Source organism: Pseudoalteromonas shioyasakiensis, from assembly GCF_024518675.1.
GTDB lineage: Bacteria > Pseudomonadota > Gammaproteobacteria > Enterobacterales > Alteromonadaceae > Pseudoalteromonas > Pseudoalteromonas shioyasakiensis_B.
In genome coordinates this window covers 1-15,625 of sequence record NZ_JANIGL010000011.1, presented here as the reverse complement: position 1 = coordinate 15,625, position 15,625 = coordinate 1, and the positions used below count along the sequence as shown (strand labels likewise).

General features: G+C 39.9%; 17 protein-coding genes. 8 read left to right on the top strand and 9 right to left on the bottom strand.

From position 1 onward, the window contains the following. Nucleotides 1-31: 31 nt before the first annotated feature. From NQT69_RS19085 to NQT69_RS19075, 3 genes are read left to right on the top strand one after another with little or no spacing between them, the layout of a single operon-like run. Nucleotides 32-2,746 (top strand): ATP-binding protein, encoded by a 2,715-nt coding sequence (locus NQT69_RS19085; RefSeq protein ID WP_256829246.1) that lies wholly within the window; start codon nucleotides 32-34, stop codon nucleotides 2,744-2,746. After that, on the top strand, nucleotides 2,736-4,103 hold the full coding sequence (locus NQT69_RS19080) for an alpha/beta hydrolase (RefSeq protein WP_306174108.1): 1,368 nt from the start codon (nucleotides 2,736-2,738) through the stop codon (nucleotides 4,101-4,103). Before NQT69_RS19085 ends, NQT69_RS19080 begins: the two co-directional genes overlap by 11 nt. 11 nt (nucleotides 4,104-4,114) lie before the next feature. After that, nucleotides 4,115-5,257 (top strand): GNAT family N-acetyltransferase, encoded by a 1,143-nt coding sequence (locus NQT69_RS19075; protein WP_256829245.1) that lies wholly within the window; start codon nucleotides 4,115-4,117, stop codon nucleotides 5,255-5,257. On the opposite strand, the gene NQT69_RS19070 is transcribed toward NQT69_RS19075, so the two are convergent. Then, on the bottom strand, nucleotides 5,241-5,834 hold the full coding sequence (locus NQT69_RS19070) for a DUF938 domain-containing protein (RefSeq protein ID WP_256829244.1): 594 nt from the start codon (nucleotides 5,832-5,834) through the stop codon (nucleotides 5,241-5,243). The genes NQT69_RS19075 and NQT69_RS19070 overlap by 17 nt on opposite strands. Nucleotides 5,835-6,014: 180 nt before the next feature. Between NQT69_RS19070 and NQT69_RS19065 the strand changes: the two genes are divergently transcribed. The 5 genes from NQT69_RS19065 (at nucleotide 6,015) to NQT69_RS19045 (ending at nucleotide 9,053) form a co-directional block, all read left to right on the top strand. Then, complete coding sequence (locus NQT69_RS19065) at nucleotides 6,015-6,197, top strand: hypothetical protein (protein ID WP_256829243.1); 183 nt, start codon at nucleotides 6,015-6,017, stop codon at nucleotides 6,195-6,197. Between the two features lie 97 nt (nucleotides 6,198-6,294). Then, nucleotides 6,295-6,660 carry a hypothetical protein gene (locus NQT69_RS19060; RefSeq protein WP_256829242.1) on the top strand — a complete coding sequence of 122 codons (366 nt, stop codon included), beginning with the start codon at nucleotides 6,295-6,297 and terminating at the stop codon, nucleotides 6,658-6,660. A gap of 8 nt (nucleotides 6,661-6,668) precedes the next feature. Continuing rightward, on the top strand, nucleotides 6,669-8,045 hold the full coding sequence (locus NQT69_RS19055) for a class II fumarate hydratase (protein ID WP_256829241.1): 1,377 nt from the start codon (nucleotides 6,669-6,671) through the stop codon (nucleotides 8,043-8,045). Between the two features lie 128 nt (nucleotides 8,046-8,173). Next, the gene (locus NQT69_RS19050) at nucleotides 8,174-8,647 is read left to right on the top strand and encodes a hypothetical protein (protein ID WP_256829240.1); all 474 of its coding nucleotides are present in this window, start codon (nucleotides 8,174-8,176) and stop codon (nucleotides 8,645-8,647) included. A 10-nt stretch (nucleotides 8,648-8,657) separates the two neighbouring features. After that, nucleotides 8,658-9,053: a hypothetical protein gene (locus NQT69_RS19045; RefSeq protein ID WP_256829239.1), complete on the top strand. Its 396-nt coding sequence runs from the start codon at nucleotides 8,658-8,660 to the stop codon at nucleotides 9,051-9,053. 5 nt (nucleotides 9,054-9,058) lie between these two features. On the opposite strand, the gene NQT69_RS19040 is transcribed toward NQT69_RS19045, so the two are convergent. From NQT69_RS19040 to NQT69_RS19005, 8 genes are all read right to left on the bottom strand, one after another. Beyond that, complete coding sequence (locus NQT69_RS19040; RefSeq protein ID WP_256829238.1) at nucleotides 9,059-9,244, bottom strand: hypothetical protein; 186 nt, start codon at nucleotides 9,242-9,244, stop codon at nucleotides 9,059-9,061. 68 nt (nucleotides 9,245-9,312) lie between these two features. Further along, nucleotides 9,313-9,630: a hypothetical protein gene (locus NQT69_RS19035; RefSeq protein ID WP_256829237.1), complete on the bottom strand. Its 318-nt coding sequence runs from the start codon at nucleotides 9,628-9,630 to the stop codon at nucleotides 9,313-9,315. Continuing rightward, nucleotides 9,627-10,265, bottom strand: coding sequence for a DUF4178 domain-containing protein (locus NQT69_RS19030; protein WP_256829236.1), 639 nt, complete (start codon nucleotides 10,263-10,265; stop codon nucleotides 9,627-9,629). Before NQT69_RS19030 ends, NQT69_RS19035 begins: the two co-directional genes overlap by 4 nt. Nucleotides 10,266-10,341: 76 nt before the next feature. Then, entirely contained in the window at nucleotides 10,342-11,034 is a 693-nt protein-coding gene (locus NQT69_RS19025; protein ID WP_087534555.1) for a PspA/IM30 family protein, read from the bottom strand. A 60-nt stretch (nucleotides 11,035-11,094) separates the two neighbouring features. Then, nucleotides 11,095-11,508 carry a YjfI family protein gene (locus tag NQT69_RS19020; RefSeq protein WP_087534556.1) on the bottom strand — a complete coding sequence of 138 codons (414 nt, stop codon included), beginning with the start codon at nucleotides 11,506-11,508 and terminating at the stop codon, nucleotides 11,095-11,097. Nucleotides 11,509-11,586: 78 nt separating this feature from the next. Continuing rightward, complete coding sequence (locus NQT69_RS19015; protein ID WP_256829235.1) at nucleotides 11,587-13,308, bottom strand: polyamine aminopropyltransferase; 1,722 nt, start codon at nucleotides 13,306-13,308, stop codon at nucleotides 11,587-11,589. Nucleotides 13,309-13,311: 3 nt separating this feature from the next. Further along, complete coding sequence (locus tag NQT69_RS19010; RefSeq protein ID WP_256829234.1) at nucleotides 13,312-14,211, bottom strand: DUF350 domain-containing protein; 900 nt, start codon at nucleotides 14,209-14,211, stop codon at nucleotides 13,312-13,314. A gap of 37 nt (nucleotides 14,212-14,248) precedes the next feature. Next, nucleotides 14,249-15,181 carry a CHAD domain-containing protein gene (locus NQT69_RS19005; RefSeq protein ID WP_256829233.1) on the bottom strand — a complete coding sequence of 311 codons (933 nt, stop codon included), beginning with the start codon at nucleotides 15,179-15,181 and terminating at the stop codon, nucleotides 14,249-14,251. Between the last annotated feature and the right edge of the window lie 444 nt (nucleotides 15,182-15,625).

Below are 15,625 nucleotides of genomic sequence, written 5' to 3'. Positions count from 1 at the left end.
CAAGCATACAAAAACAACGACAAGGATAAGCGTGAAAGTTTTTCACTCCACATTAAGCTCTCTTTGCTTTTACCTCATTTTTACTGCCGCTTATTTTTTTACCGGTAAGTTACTTACTAGCTTTGCATTTCAGTCTCAAGTGATCCCTATATGGCTACCCGCAGGGATTGCTCTTGTTGGTTGCTTTATATGGTGGTGGCGCTTTATTCCGGGCCTTTTTCTGGCCTCGTTTGCGTTCAACTTAAGTATTGGTGATAGCTCAATCAGTGACAATGTACTAATAGGTAACACGCTTAGTGAGGCTGTATTTATTGGTTTTGGGGCTGTTTTACAAGCAATGGTTGGTGCTGGCTTATTAAAATATTGGTTAGGGCACCCTCTATACCTCAAAACCCGTAAATCAATTATCTATTTTATTTTAGTTGTTGGCGTTACTGTCAGCCTGATATCAGCCAATATTGGCGTTTATGCTCTGAGTGAGCTTAATCCGGCTTATAGTGCCAATAACCATTGGCGCAATGTGCTTTATTGGTGGCTAGGTGATGTATTAGGAGTGCTAATTACCACCCCACTTTTGTTAGCCTTATTACAACCTAAAAATAAACAACATTATGTTTCACCCTTACCAACCATTTTTGTTTGCTTGGTATTATTGGTTTCGGTCGCTACAACAACTAAACTATATAATCAAGAAAGTAGTTCTAATGCACTGCAAATAGCCAAACGTGAGGCATTAATCATTGAAAACAGCTTGTTTCGTTACTTGAACCGCAGTCAAATTGCCGTGCAAAGTCTTGCAAGCCAAATGCAATCCAACCCCAATTTAACACTGCAAGAGTTTTATAGCTCCGCATCGGAACTTCTATCCAAGCATGACTTTATAAAAGCTCTATCTTGGAATGAAAAAATAACTCAACAACAGCTGCCAACGCTCACCGATGAGTTACGAACGATCTATCATATGGATATTGAAGTTAAAGGTGAGCCTTTAACCACGGACGACCCACTAGTTGTAGTAAAATATATAGCCCCATTCACTCAAAATCAGTCTGCTCTTGGCTTTAATCTGTTTTCTCGCGCCGATAGACGCCAAACACTATTAGATCCGAGCATAAAACATCAGCCCGTGGGTACCAAAATCATTCAACTAGTGCAAACTGAACAACCAGAACCTGCCTATTTACTCTTTGCCCCTGTATATAAAGAGATAGATAAACATGCTGAAATTAAAGGGTATGCAACGGGCGTGTTTTTAGTACACAATATTATTGAAAAAGCGATGACTAAAGAACAAATAGACATGTTCAATATTTCTATCTACGAAGATAAAAATAAGCCTGCTTTTTTTAAAAACCATCAAGCTGCAGCCATTACTAACGAAAAATTTTCAACAATTGAGATTGATTTTTCTGGTCAAACTTGGTCAGTCGACTTAACTATAAAAGATGAATTTATCCCTCATTACACCAACCAACTCACCTTATTTTTACTTGTATTGCAGGTCGGTGTTTGTAGTCTCATTCTCATGGTTTTATTATTATTTAATCATCAACATATCGCACTATCTAGGCTCGTAACCGAGCGTACTCGCTCACTTGAAGCGGCAAAAAAGCAATCTGACGAGGCTAACCAAGCTAAAAGTCGTTTTCTAGCAAACATGAGTCATGAAATTCGTACGCCATTAAATGCGGTTATTGGCTTTTCGAGCTTAGCTAAAAAAGAAGATAACCTAGAAACGCTAACTCACTACCTTAATCAAATAAATTTAGCCTCAAAATCACTTTTGAACTTAGTAAATGACGTATTAGATATTTCTAAAATTGAATCTCAAAAATTAGTGTTAGAGCACCGCCCTTTTGATTTAAATGGCTTGCTGGAACGTGTGAATAGCATGTTCAAATCAACGGCCCAAAATAAAGGCATTAATTGGCATTACGATAATCAACTACCAAGTGATGTATGGTTTGAAGGCGACGCCATGCGAATCGAACAAATTCTTTTAAATTTATGTAGTAATGCAATTAAATTTACGCATCAAGGTGACGTGAGCATTACCGCATCTTATAAAAAAGTAAGCGATGAAAAGATGCGTTTGGCTATCAGCGTAAAAGACACAGGTATTGGTATCGCAGCTTCTGAGCAAGATAAACTGTTTGATGCCTTTACTCAAGCTGATGACTCTACTTCAAGGCGCTTTGGTGGCACAGGTCTAGGCTTAACCATAGCGAAAGAACTTAGCCTGTTAATGTCTGGTGATATCCAAATTAACAGTAAAGAAGGCGAAGGCTCGACGTTTACTTTTAGTATTGAGCTTGCAACATGCCCAATACTAAAAAAAACACACCATCTCAAAACACATGTTGATATGAGCAAGTTAAAAGTGCTTGTTGCTGAAGATAATTTAGTTAATCAACTAGTGATAAAGGCTATGCTAGATTCATTAGGGGTGATACCAACGGTTGTTGAAAATGGCGAGCAGGCCGTTGAACAAGTAAAACAAAATGAGTTTGATATTGTACTTATGGACTGCCAGATGCCGGTGATGGATGGCTATAAAGCAACCGCACTAATTCGCCAATTTAAAGCCATCGATCAGCTACCAATTATCGCACTCACAGCAGACGTTATGCCACAGGATAAAGCCCATGCATTAGCTATTGGCTTTAGCCAACACCTTGCAAAACCACTGGAACTAGATAAGCTAACACAGTGCTTAATACAATATGCAGATAACAATGAAAATTAAAGGTTTTTTCCGCTCACTTAGTCTAGTTGTGGCAATGATTTCAAGCTCCATGGCGCTTGCTGCTGGCAATGTAAATTGTCTTAGTCAGTTAACGGATCTCGATTTTATCATTAAAAGTAAGAATCAAGGTTTACTGCGTTTTACAAAACAACAACCAGCACAAATAGTTTCTTATCAATCGAATACCGATTTTGACACATACTTAGACGCCGCCTATCAACATATTTTACTAAGTAACCCGCGAGGCAATATGCCTTGCCCTGTTTTAACAGCAACTTACAAACAACTAATTAAACAAGGCTCACGGCCAGAAGCTCCAAGCATTGCCGATATTATCGCTCCTTTTGAACTGCGTCAGCCCAATAACGACAAAGCCGTATTATTGGTGCATGGCTTGACTGATTCACCATTTACTTTTCATGACTTAGCCCAGGTTTATTACCAACAAGGTTATAGTGTTAGAACCATACTACTACCGGGTCATGGCACCGCGGCAGACTCATTACAGCACATCAATGCACAGCAATGGCAACAAGCAGCTAACTACGCAATTAAACGCACAATAATGGATTATGAAAGCGTAGTATTGGGCGGTTACTCAACTGGAGCCGCCTTATTGGTTAACTATTTAACGACTCAGCCCGTTGATGACAAAATAAAAGCTTTAATGCTATTTTCACCGGCCAGTGAGCCCCATAATAAAAATGGCTGGTTAGCAAAATGGATTGATTTAATTCCATTTGTAGACTGGGTAGACGAAGATGCTGACATAGACTTTGCCAAGTATGAATCATTTCCTTGGAATGCAGCTGCCGCAGCAGATGACGCTATGAGCACCATTGAACTAACAAGTCTAGCAAAACGTAAATTGCCGAATATTCCAGTATTTAGTGTTTTAAGTGATATCGATTCCACTATTGATACTCAAGCCACCTTGGCTCTTCTCAACACCTTGCACAATAAAGAGGATCGGCCAAGTACTCAGTTTGATACTTTAGTACTCTATGGCGATAAACACGCTATACCTGCAGGCTTTGCCAGCGATTACACTATTTATAACCCACAATGCTCACATCATGATTGTAAAGATATCCGTGGTATTTCCCACATTGCCGTAGTCAACGCTCCAACTAACCCACATTACGGGCTCGCAGGCAGCTACCGTAATTGTGGTAGCTACCTAGATGATGAAAAACTCTATAACCTATGCAAAACAACGAAGCAGCCCAACGTCGGCGAACGAACCGCTGCAAATTTAGCACAATATAAACCCTTGCAACGGTTAACATATAACCCTTATTTTCACGAGCTAAGCCGTCAAATACAGCAGTTTTTACACGTAATTGAACAACAATAGAAGCACTCACTATGTCGTTATTTAGCCACCAGTGGTTTAGTAATATTAATGAACTAGACGCTGCACTTTGGCAATCTTTTTTCGGTGATAGCCCTTTTACAGACCACGCTTTTTTATTTGCACTAGAACAAAGCCAATGTGTCAGTAAAGCCAGTGGTTGGCAGCCTTTGCACTTAGCTATTTACCAAAATGACCAAATCGTCGCCCTCGCTCCTGGGTATTTAAAAAGCCACTCATATGGTGAATACGTATTTGATTGGGCTTGGGCTGAAGCCTATCAACAGCATGGTTTAGCGTATTACCCAAAATGGCTGTGTGGCTCACCTTTCAGTCCCGTTGAAGGCAAACGTATTGCAGTACAACATGCTGATGCAACAGCTGTGTATGAATACATCTGTGAAACTCTTAATAAGCAATGTCAGCAACATAATTGGTCAGGTTGGCATATTAACTTTTGTCCAAAACAGCAAGCGAAAGAGTTTGTTGCACTTAATGCAATGGGCCGTATCGGCGTGCAGTTTCAGTGGTTTAACCGGAGTTATGAAGATTTTGCTGGTTTTTTACAGAACTTAACCGCTAGAAAACGCAAAGCAGTAAAAAAAGAGCGCAACAGAGTAGCGGCTCAAAACATCTCGATTCAATGGTTACAAGGTGAACACATTACCCATGACGTAATTAGTCAATTTTGCGAGTTCTATCAGCGAACCTACTTAAAACGCTCTGGCCATATGGGTTATTTAAACCATGAGTTTTTTATTTTACTGCATGCCTTAATGCGAGATAAGCTTGTCATCATGCATGCCATAAGAGACGAGCAAGTCATCGCAGCAACACTGAGCTTTAAAAGTGATAATACGTTATACGGCCGTTATTGGGGAGCCAGTGAAGAAGTAGATTGTCTGCATTTTGAGCTGTGTTACTACCAAGGCATTGAGTACTGTATTAGCAATAAACTAAGCTGTTTTCATTCTGGTGCACAAGGTGAGCATAAAATAGCACGTGGTTTTGAGCCCGTGTTTACTCACTCAATTCACACCATAGTAGATCACGATTTTAGTCTCGCAATTGCTGATTTTCTAAAGCGAGAACAGCAACACACTTTAGTTTATCAGCAACATTGTGAAACCCTGCTGCCCTTTAAGCGTGACGCTTAAACACCAACAACTGATTGTTTGCAGGCATTTGGTTATCGCTAAGCAGAGTAAAGCCAGCGCGCTGCGCTAGTTGCGTTATCAATTCAATATCGCGGATACCACTTTGGCTATCCTGCTGCTTTAAAAATTCATCAAAGCGCTGATTACTTTCGCTGGTAAATTGCCCTTGGTATTTAAATGGGCCATAAATACATACTATACCCGCTGGTGCTAAATGCTGTTTTACACCGGCAAAAAAACGCTCAACTAATTGCCAGCTTACAATATGTAAAGTATTGGCAGTATAAATAGCTTCAACAGTTTCTACTGGCCAATCGTGATTTAGATCTAACGTTAAAGGTGAATGCAAATTGCTTAGTTGTGCATCATCCAACCATTGCTGTATACCTACATGGTTAATTGGTCTATCACTGGTATGCCACTGTAAATGTGTTAAATGTGCTGCAAAATGTACACTATGTTGACCCGTGCCTGAGCCAACTTCTAAGACCTCCTGTGTATCAGCAAAGTACTGCTGCAATACAGCTAATATTGGCCCTTTATTATTTTCACAAGCTTGAGAAAATGGTTTATTCATTCTTTTTTACGCACCACAATCAGGAATTTATGCACAATAGTAAAGCAAATTTAGCGACCTTTGTCGTGTCAAAAAATCCGCATTAAATTTAATTCCATAAAAATCATAAAGTTATAAATTATACTTAAGTTGGTATGGCTTATGCAATAACTTATCTGAACCCATAAATAGGAGAAGACCATGTATGTATCACCCTACAGCGCACTAGATGCCGCGCTAGCAGCAAGCGAAAAGCCTGAAACAGAGAAAACGCTCTGCGATGAAAGAGCCACTGTCATTGATTTATTATCACAATCAAATCAACAAACAAAGGCTTTGAAAAAACATGAAACAGATCAAATTTTTATTCTTGGTTACAATTAATCTTTTAAATTTTCTGCAGGTTTTACCGAATCAAACTTGCACCAAAACCGAATAACTGTAATGATAATAATTATCGTTAAAGTTATTCGGTTTTTTTATGTACGAACACCAAGCAATGCTTTATTACCAACAACAGATGAAGTGTGTTTGCCAACGCCCAGGCCTACATGCCCCCGCTTTAGTTGCAAACTATATTGAAGCAGGCCTGAGCGCCGCTCGCTACTACGAAAAAAGCCAAAGTATCTTGCTGCAAGAGCTCTATTTAAGACGCACTTTCCATGAAATTCTTAATAAAATGTGCGATTCTTTAATTCATTGCGCAATACGTAAGCAATGTTCAGAACAACTATACAAACCCTTATTGGCGTTAAAACGTTTTTATAAAACCCATAACGGTAACGAAAAATATCTTATCCTTGAACGAGAAGCACGCATTCTCAGTCACGAATTCAACCCTTTTTAGGAGCTTTTATGAGCGAGTATAGAACTGAAACCGACAGCATGGGCGAACTACAAGTACCAGCCGATGCCCTTTATCAAGCACAAACACAACGCGCGGTTAATAACTTTAGTATTAGTGGTTTAGCTATGCCTAAACAATTTATTACCGCCTTAGCTTATGTTAAACAAGCTGCAGCACAAAGTAACTGTGAGTTAGGCCACTTAGATAAGAAAAAAGCTCAAGCTATAGAACGCGCATGCCAAGAAGTTATTGATGGCCAGCATTTAGAGCAGTTCCCGATTGATGTATTTCAAACCGGCTCTGGCACAAGTACTAATATGAATGCCAATGAAGTAATAGCAACACTTGCCAGCCGTTATAACGACGATTTAGTTCATCCTAATGATGATGTCAATATGGGGCAAAGCTCAAATGATGTGATCCCAACCACTATCGCCGTTAGTAGTGTTATCAACGTTGTATATGAGCTTTTCCCCGCACTAGATCAGTTATCACAAATGCTGGAGCGTAAAAAAGCTGAAGTAGGTGAAATAGTTAAAACTGGCCGCACGCATTTAATGGATGCCATGCCGGTTACTTTTAATCAAACTCTTAATACATGGCAGCATCAAGTGGATACAGCTATGGCGGCTATTCGTCATAGTTTAGATGGTGTATCAGCCTTGGCACAAGGCGGCACAGCAGTAGGAACCGGCGTAAATGCAGATCCAAAATTCGCCGAACAGTTTTGTAAAAACCTAACCACTAATGTGGGTATACGCTTTACACCAAGTAAAAACTTTTTCTACAACATTGGCTCACAAGACGCCATTGTTTCATTATCTGGGCAATTAAAAGTACTTGCCGTAGCACAAATGAAAATTGCCAATGATCTACGCTGGATGAACTCAGGCCCACTCGCAGGGTTAGGTGAAATTGAGCTTGAAGCATTACAACCTGGCTCATCTATTATGCCGGGTAAAGTGAACCCAGTGATCCCAGAAGCCGCTGCAATGGTAAGCGCACAAGTGATTGGTAATGATGCAACGATCACTGTTGCAGGGCAGTCGGGTAACTTTGAACTGAATGTCATGTTGCCTGTCATTGCTTATAATATTTTGCAAAGTATAGAGCTACTAGCCAACAGCAGCCGCGCACTAGCAGATAAGGCCATTCGTACATTTAAGGTTAATCAATCAAATATTGATAAGGCATTAGCAAAAAACCCTATTCTCGTTACTGCTTTAAACCCAGTCATAGGCTATGCAAAAGCAGCTAAAATTGCTAAACAGGCCTACCAAAGTGGCCAACCAATTATTGATGTAGCAGAGCAAGAAACCGAACTATCGCGTGCTGAGCTTGAAAAATTACTGAACCCTACCAAGCTTACCCAAGGCGGTTTATAAGCTACCGATGAAACCCGTTACTTTATTTAAGTAACGGGTTTACCTTTTTGAATGTAATAGTTTTTATTGCTGTGCCATGTGCAAAGTGTATGATAGTGATTACTTGTTAATCACTATAAAGGTTAGTTATGCGCTTTTCATTATGTGCTGTTTTATTACCGCTTTTTATTGCTGGTTGCTCTGACGCAGCAACACCTGAAGCTGAGCAATTAAAACCTGCCCCCACTGTTTTATCGAAAAATAATCAAGCCGTGGCTATTGATAGCCAAAGTGAGACCATATCAAAAGATTCAATTCAAGCTGCCCACGCTCAATTAAAGTCTCTCACTGCTGATTTAAGCTGTGATACCAGCGCACAATGCCAAGTGTTACCTGTTGGTAGTAGAGCCTGTGGAGGCCCAAGTAGCTACTTAGTGTTCTCAACTAAAAACAGCGATAGCGAAAAAGTTGAGCAAATAGCAAAACGTATCACCTCTCTAGAAAGCCAACTTAATGCTCAAACCGGAATGATGAGTATTTGCCAGCATCTTACAGCGCCAGCAGCGCAGTGTAGCAGCAATAAATGTGTTAAAGTTGCAGGTAATTCGGCAAGTGTTTATTAAAGGAAATAGTATGAAGTGTGTTTCATATTTTAAAGCGCTGGCAATGGCTGCCAGCCTATTGGTTCTAACCGGCTGTGAAAGCACGTTTGATACCAGTTCATCTGGCTCTACTAGTTTAGCAAAAGCAAATAATGCGCTGGCTGAGCTTGTTGAAGATACCAGCTGTACTGCAAGCTTTCAATGTAAAGTCCTAGAAGTAGGGCAACGAGCATGTGGTGGCCCTAGCCGGTATCTGGTGTACTCTAGTCTTAATACAGAACAAGAGTCTGCAGAACAATTAGCGCAACAAGTAACAAATCAAGAAATACTTGAAAATAAAGAAAATGGTGCCAGCGACTGTTCACCGGTTTTACCTGTGCAAGCGCTTTGTATTAACAAAAAATGCCAAGCATTTGAGATAAAGTAATGTAGCTAAACCATAAGTGGGATTAGTGCAGATATTACTAAGACACCAATAATGCACACACCCGCTTTAAATATATGCTGCATTGGCATTTGTTTTTTTACCCAATAAGCGTAAATAAATCGCACAAAGTAGCTTGCGGCTGTGCCAAACAAAGCAAAAATAATAAGGTAAGCGATTAAAACTATATTCACGGCAACTCTTTTTATAATAGGTTAAGCCCTCAGTGTAAGGGCTTAACTTTGAGAAGGCAAAAGTACGGCTATTTTTTATTGCTATGGGCAATCAGTAGTTCGGCTACTTGCTGTTTTACTGCACGCTTATCATCCGCAGCAACACCAAAGCGCTCAGCTAATAAGGCAATTTCTTCATCATTAAGATTAAATGACAGCCGTTGCCGAGTCTTTTTTGACTTAACATCTAATGCTAAAATTTTGCGAATCATATCTGAAGGTGTTAACTCCTGATCAATCGCCTGCTTTTTTATCGACTTTTGCACTTCACTGCTTAAATCAAAGGCCATCTGCGTTGCCCTTACAGCTTGCTCTTGGCGTTGCCATTTAGCCTTTGTATCGCTCACTTAGCATCTCCGGGGAATAGATCCACAATATCGGATATTGGTCTAGTCAATGTAAGTGAAACTTCGGTTTCGCCACCATCCCAAATTTCAATATTCAAACTGTGGCTTTCGTCATCAGAGGCTAGGCATATCATTTCACAAGGCTCGCCGCCTTCTTGCTCGTAACGCGGTAAAGGTTGTTTACGATAATCTTGCTTATGGAAATAGCAAACATAAGGTGATTCGCTTTGCTGATAACTTTTACCTAAAAACTGCATAAAACGCTCAGGTGTATTGTTAACTTCTATAAAGGTTAATGCCTCTTCATCAAAAATACGGGCGAACTCATCTAGGGTAAAAATATCATCAACATCATCACGCTGAATTTTTATTGAAAAATTAGCCCACTGTTCGCCATCTTCCATTTCCATTTGTAGAAAAACGACTTGCCCGCTGCTGGTCTCCAACACAAACTCTGTATCGCTACTATGCTGATATTGATATGTTTGTACATCAATAACACGCACTGTTTGCCCTTTGAGCCAACTTGGGTAAGCGAACGAATCAATGACGCTTAACATGTCACCTTTTTGCAATTCGCTGGGGTGTGTTAATTGACGTTCAGGTGCTTTTTTCGATTTAAAAAAATTAAACATAGACTGCCTCTTAAGCAAAAAAGGTAACGAGCAGTGGCTACGCTACGTTACCTTTTTAAAATTGATAGCCAAATGACTAGCCGTTTTGCTTAGCTTTAATACGCGCTAAAATGTCTGCACTTTTTGGACTGCTATCACCAATACCAGCTTCTGCCATTTTAGCTTTTAAGTCACCACCACTCGTTTCAGCTTCAAGTTCTTTTGCAGCACCCAGTTGGTCACTACGATCTTGTTGGCGCTTTTTAATACGCTCAAGTGATTGACGTGCGTTGGTCATCGATGAACTATTAGTATTTAATGTGCTATTTACAGCCATAGTAGCTTGTTGCACGCTTTCTGTGGTTTTAACCATAGTAAGCTGACGTTGGTTTTCTTTAATCGATTTTTCAGCATCTTTTACTTGCTGCTTTAACGTCACAATATGATTACTAAAGCCAGCTAACACTTGCTCATGCTCGGCTTTTTCGTTTTCGAAGTCGCCAATTTTTTCTGCAATTTCTAAAGCTAATGCTTCGTTACCTTTTTCAAGTGCTTGACCCGCATAGGCTTCATGCTCTGCAATTGAAGCATCCAGTGCGCTTAATGCACGTTTAGTTTGCATTTCTTTAGCCATAACTTCGGTTAAACTTTTTTTAGCACGCTGCAATGCGTTTTGCGCATCTGCAATTTCTTGCTCAAAAATACGGATACCGTTAGCATCAACAATCGCTTCACCCGCTTCACGTGCACCGCCACGAACTGCTGTAAATAATTTCTTTAATATACTCATAATCTTAACTCCACTTAATATAACTAGCTGTTATCTCATTTTGCATTGAAAAATAAGTAATTAATCATTTAAATACAAAGTTACAGCTTCTAGGGCATCAATAGCGTTATCAGCTAATGTGACTAACTCATGGGTAATATCATCAAACGATGAATTCACCGACAGTGCGCCAAAAATTGCGTATTTGTCGTCAATTTTCGCAAATGCACTTAATGGAATTGGCACATTTAGACGTAATAACGTTTCGTTTAGCTCATTACGTAAATCTGGTTTTACTTCGTCATCAGCAAACAAGTAGCTAATACATAATAATTGCTCTTGTGTTTGCGTAACAAAAATAGGAAGTTCATCATTTCCATCAACAATGACTTGTAACACATCTTGCTCGTCTTGGTTGGCGATCAAGAAAGATTCAAAATTAGCGCCTTCCGTTTCAAAAGATGCTAGTTTTATTGAAAGTTCGTTTAATTCCATGTCTCTGCCTTTTGTCTTCTGACATATTATGTCTGAGTTAAGATTCGCACGGGCGACATATTATGTCAACCCTATTTGTCAATTTTTATACAACTCACTTTCCACTTGCCATGCACTGCGATAATAATCATAGAGTGTACCTGAACCTAATCTATTGACTTCAATATCTTTTATTAGTTCGAAATAATGATTCGGGAACACAAATGCAGCCAATAAATATTTTTGGCTTATCCACCGGGAATCAACAGGTAAACTAGTTAATTCTGCGATTCGAGCACTGGCTGACTTTCCACTGGTTGTAGCAATAGTCCAGCCCCATTGACCAAATGAAGGGATGTTTTGCTGGTACTGCTCAACATGTTTAAAGCCTGCTGCTTTAACCGTTTTACCAATACTTAAAAAGGCCTTCTTAGCGTGATAAGGTGATGTTGATTGCACTGCCATGGCACCATCAGCAGCCAGTAGTTGGCGAATGTGATTATAAAAATAATCACTATACATTTTGTTTAAGTCGGGATGATTTGGATCTGGTAAGTCGATAATAATGGTATCAAAACGCTTGCCTTGATCGAGTAATCGCTCAACTTCAATAAATGCATCGCCAATAATAACATTCGCTCTCGGGTCATTCATTGCGTTAGCGTTTAATTTCGTTAATCGGCTTACTATATCTGCAGGTGCATTAAACTCATTATCTTGGTGACCAAATAAACTAAGTAGTTGACCATCAAGATCAATTAGCGTCACCTCCTGCACTGGCCACTTTAAAACATCACGCATCGCTAAACCATCACCACCACCAATGATCAATACTTTATCGTGTCGGTTTGATGCTAATAATGGTGGGTAAACTAACATTGAGTGATAAATTTGCTCATCGACACTAGAGAACTGTAAACGACCATTCAAATATAAGTCAGTTATTGGATCTGGTTGATTACGGCTTAATCGCTCAGTTAAAACCAAATGCTGGTATTTAGTTGCTTCAGAATAGATTACTTTATCTTTATAAAGTACATTACTTAAATCTTTCATCCAGCTACTACCAAGCACCAGGATAAAACCAAATAAAACCAGTAAAGCAATATGGCATACCAAAAGTAGCTTAGCAAAACGTACATAGCTGTGATAGCGCCACAAAAACGCTAAACCAGCAATGATATTGAAAAGAGCGGTCCATGCTGCCGCTTGCATAATTGGCATAGCGAGCATAATACTCACCCAAATAGCAGCTCCAATTCCTGCACCAATATAATCGGCACCGTAAATGGTGCCAGCGTTATTTTCTAAAAAGCGACCGTATACATGCTGCCTGATCCGAGCTATAAGCGGTATTTCCATACCGATAAGTAGACCCAGTAATAAACCAAACACATAAGGTAGAAAACGCGACCATTCCTGAAGTTTTTGAAACACAAACCCATTTAAAATTGTATCTGGGGGTAAGTTAAAGATTTCAGAAAAAATATGTGGTAATGAATAACTAACCGCAATCACACTAGCTATAGCTAAAATACACCCCATACCTACTAAGGCAATAATACTTTCAAGCCAAGCAAACGCAGTGAAAGCATCTTTAAACCAGCGCGCTAAAAATGCCCCCATGCCCATTGCCACTATCATAGTACCAATCATGGCGTAAATAGCGCTTTCTACTGAGCCTAAGACCCGCCCAGCATAATGTGATAGGAGATATTCATAAATAAGGCCGCACCCAGCGAGTACGGCCATAACAGTTATTAATAAAAAATCATGCCCAAGTAAGGCGTACTTACTTGGGGTCGTTGTTGTGTGTGACAAATCTTATGCGCCTAACAACGTAGCCATCGTAATACCTACCGCAAATGATATTGCAGCCGAAATTGTTGCTACACCAACATTCTTTTGGCGGTTCACTTCATCAGAAATATCACAACCCGTTAGGATTATTTTTATCGTTATTAGGTGTAATAAGATAAATGCAATTATGCAAATAACGGCCGTCATAGCCCAATACACTAAACTAGCATTAATACTATCAGCAACGTAAGGCGCGATACCTGAGGCAGCTGTAATAGCCAGGGCGCTGCCGATTAAAAAGCCCGCGTAACGAATACCTACAGCTAAATTGCCATCAATGATAGCTTGCTGTAAGCAGTCACCACTGCGATTAGTACGTTTAAATAACTGCACACGATATTGACTAACAAGTAATAAAGCTAGACTGCCAATAATGAATGCTGCGATAACAATTGGTATGCCATGCCACCCCTCTGTTGCAACCCAAAATAGCGCTGAACGAATTACGATAGCAACACTGACAACATGACCAAAGTCGATAATTGCAGCAGTGGCATTACCTTTAACGATTTCGTCATGCAGGCTCACTTTGCGTAATGCGACTTTATCTTGAAAGAAGTGTCCTAATTTAATAAGCACAATTGCCAACACGCCGTAGGCTAGCATTTGCAGCGCTTCTTGTTGTAATGTTGCTGCAAATGCACCGCTACTTACACCAGTAAGTACAATAGCCAGCGCAACCAGACCTGCCGCAAAGCTAATACCAAAAGCAAAGTTATCGCGTTCTGTTATTTCATCATTAGCATGAAGATTAGATACCCAGCCTTTAATAAATTTAAGGCTGACAAATAAGGCAATTATAATCGCAAAATCAATTGCCAACGCTTGCAGTGACCACATAGTTATTCCATTAAATTCGTACATATTATTTTAACTCCAACCTAATTCTTTACGAGGCAGTTTATTTACCGCGACTTACACCACGAGAAGTTCGACTATTGCTGTTTCTTACCGAGCCTGAGCTTTTGCTGTAGCTACTAGTTTTAGAGTAACTACTTCTGCTTTTTGGTGGTGTATAACTGCTACGGCTAAGCCCCGAAGCACCTGTTTTCTTTTTTGCATAAGGACTAGTAAACTGTTTACCTTGGCGCTGATAAGACTGACGAGTTCTTGTTTCAACCGCGGTTTGAGCCTTCATTTGTTTTGGGCTGGTATATCGTGCTCGGCCATAGTCATTATAATAACTATATTTTCGGCGCTTACTCCAGCTGCCATACTCCACGCGATCGAACACATCCCCCAAAATACGATACATGCCATACCATTGCCAAAAACTAATACCATTACTATTAGTTTGCCAATTACCGTAATTTGGATTGCCAACTAACTGATTGCCCTCACCAGGCCCTTCAGCTTGCTGGCTGATAGCACCGACACGAGCTAATGAGCCATCAGACATATCTGCTAGCATATTAATTGGGTCAGTTAAGGCATCAGAAAACAAAGCTGGCTTTGCTGCATCTCTTAACAGATCAAGGTTTAGTAATGTTTCTTCGTAAGGTGGTATTAAGTGAGTCGCTTTAACATCAGTCAAGCGCTGCTGTAAGCCAGAATACAACGGACCACTACGTGTTGCATCTTGAGCAATAACTGATGCAACCTGTGATAGCTGAGGTTTCTCATCACTTAGTATTCGAGCATATTCTTTTAATAACACAGCATTGCGAATTGAACCATTATCCAAGGCTTTACCAAGCCCCTCGAGTTCAATCTCAGCTTTAGTTATAGATTGTTGAATTGTTTGTTGTAACTGCTCTTCTTTCGATTGGCAGCCCATAAGCAAGCTTATCAAACAAAACAGGCTTATAAGTTTCCAAGCTTTTATATCCGACATTCATGTCACCTGATTTACTAAATTAACTCAACTAGTTTTACACAGCTTACTTATTAAACCAAGAATGAAATTGCAACAAGATAATATTTAAGAAAAACAAAGGTAGAAAAATAGTTTACGTGTTTACGTTTTCTTATAGAGAGTACGAGTTTGTATTCAATTGTAAGGAGCGCGGGTTTGCATTGACTTGTAAGGAGCGCGAGTTTTGAGTTTGCCTATTCCTGATAAAAGGCGCGAGTTTGCGTTTTCTTATAGAGAGTGCGAGTTTGCGAGTTTTATCAGCTTTAAATCGGGGCTGAAACCTCCTCCTACAATAACTTTGACAGCGCGCAACACGTTAAGCCCTACGCTTTACGCTCGCTAACTCGCGAACTAATTCATTTTATTTCAGACAACAAAAAACCCGCTGCATTGCTGCAACGGGTTTCTCTTATTTGGAGCCTG

What these genes read in the sequence shown, in the direction of transcription:
- NQT69_RS19080 (WP_306174108.1), top strand. Translation starts at nt 2,736, where the DNA reads ATGAAAATTAAAGGTTTTTTCCGCTCACTTAGTCTAGTTGTGGCAATG.
- NQT69_RS19075 (WP_256829245.1), top strand. Translation starts at nt 4,115, where the DNA reads ATGTCGTTATTTAGCCACCAGTGGTTTAGTAATATTAATGAACTAGAC.
- NQT69_RS19070 (WP_256829244.1), bottom strand. Translation starts at nt 5,834, where the DNA reads ATGAATAAACCATTTTCTCAAGCTTGTGAAAATAATAAAGGGCCAATA.
- NQT69_RS19065 (WP_256829243.1), top strand. Translation starts at nt 6,015, where the DNA reads ATGTATGTATCACCCTACAGCGCACTAGATGCCGCGCTAGCAGCAAGC.
- NQT69_RS19060 (WP_256829242.1), top strand. Translation starts at nt 6,295, where the DNA reads ATGTACGAACACCAAGCAATGCTTTATTACCAACAACAGATGAAGTGT.
- NQT69_RS19055 (WP_256829241.1), top strand. Translation starts at nt 6,669, where the DNA reads ATGAGCGAGTATAGAACTGAAACCGACAGCATGGGCGAACTACAAGTA.
- NQT69_RS19050 (WP_256829240.1), top strand. Translation starts at nt 8,174, where the DNA reads ATGCGCTTTTCATTATGTGCTGTTTTATTACCGCTTTTTATTGCTGGT.
- NQT69_RS19045 (WP_256829239.1), top strand. Translation starts at nt 8,658, where the DNA reads ATGAAGTGTGTTTCATATTTTAAAGCGCTGGCAATGGCTGCCAGCCTA.
- NQT69_RS19030 (WP_256829236.1), bottom strand. Translation starts at nt 10,265, where the DNA reads ATGTTTAATTTTTTTAAATCGAAAAAAGCACCTGAACGTCAATTAACA.
- NQT69_RS19025 (WP_087534555.1), bottom strand. Translation starts at nt 11,034, where the DNA reads ATGAGTATATTAAAGAAATTATTTACAGCAGTTCGTGGCGGTGCACGT.
- NQT69_RS19020 (WP_087534556.1), bottom strand. Translation starts at nt 11,508, where the DNA reads ATGGAATTAAACGAACTTTCAATAAAACTAGCATCTTTTGAAACGGAA.
- NQT69_RS19010 (WP_256829234.1), bottom strand. Translation starts at nt 14,211, where the DNA reads ATGTACGAATTTAATGGAATAACTATGTGGTCACTGCAAGCGTTGGCA.
- NQT69_RS19005 (WP_256829233.1), bottom strand. Translation starts at nt 15,181, where the DNA reads ATGTCGGATATAAAAGCTTGGAAACTTATAAGCCTGTTTTGTTTGATA.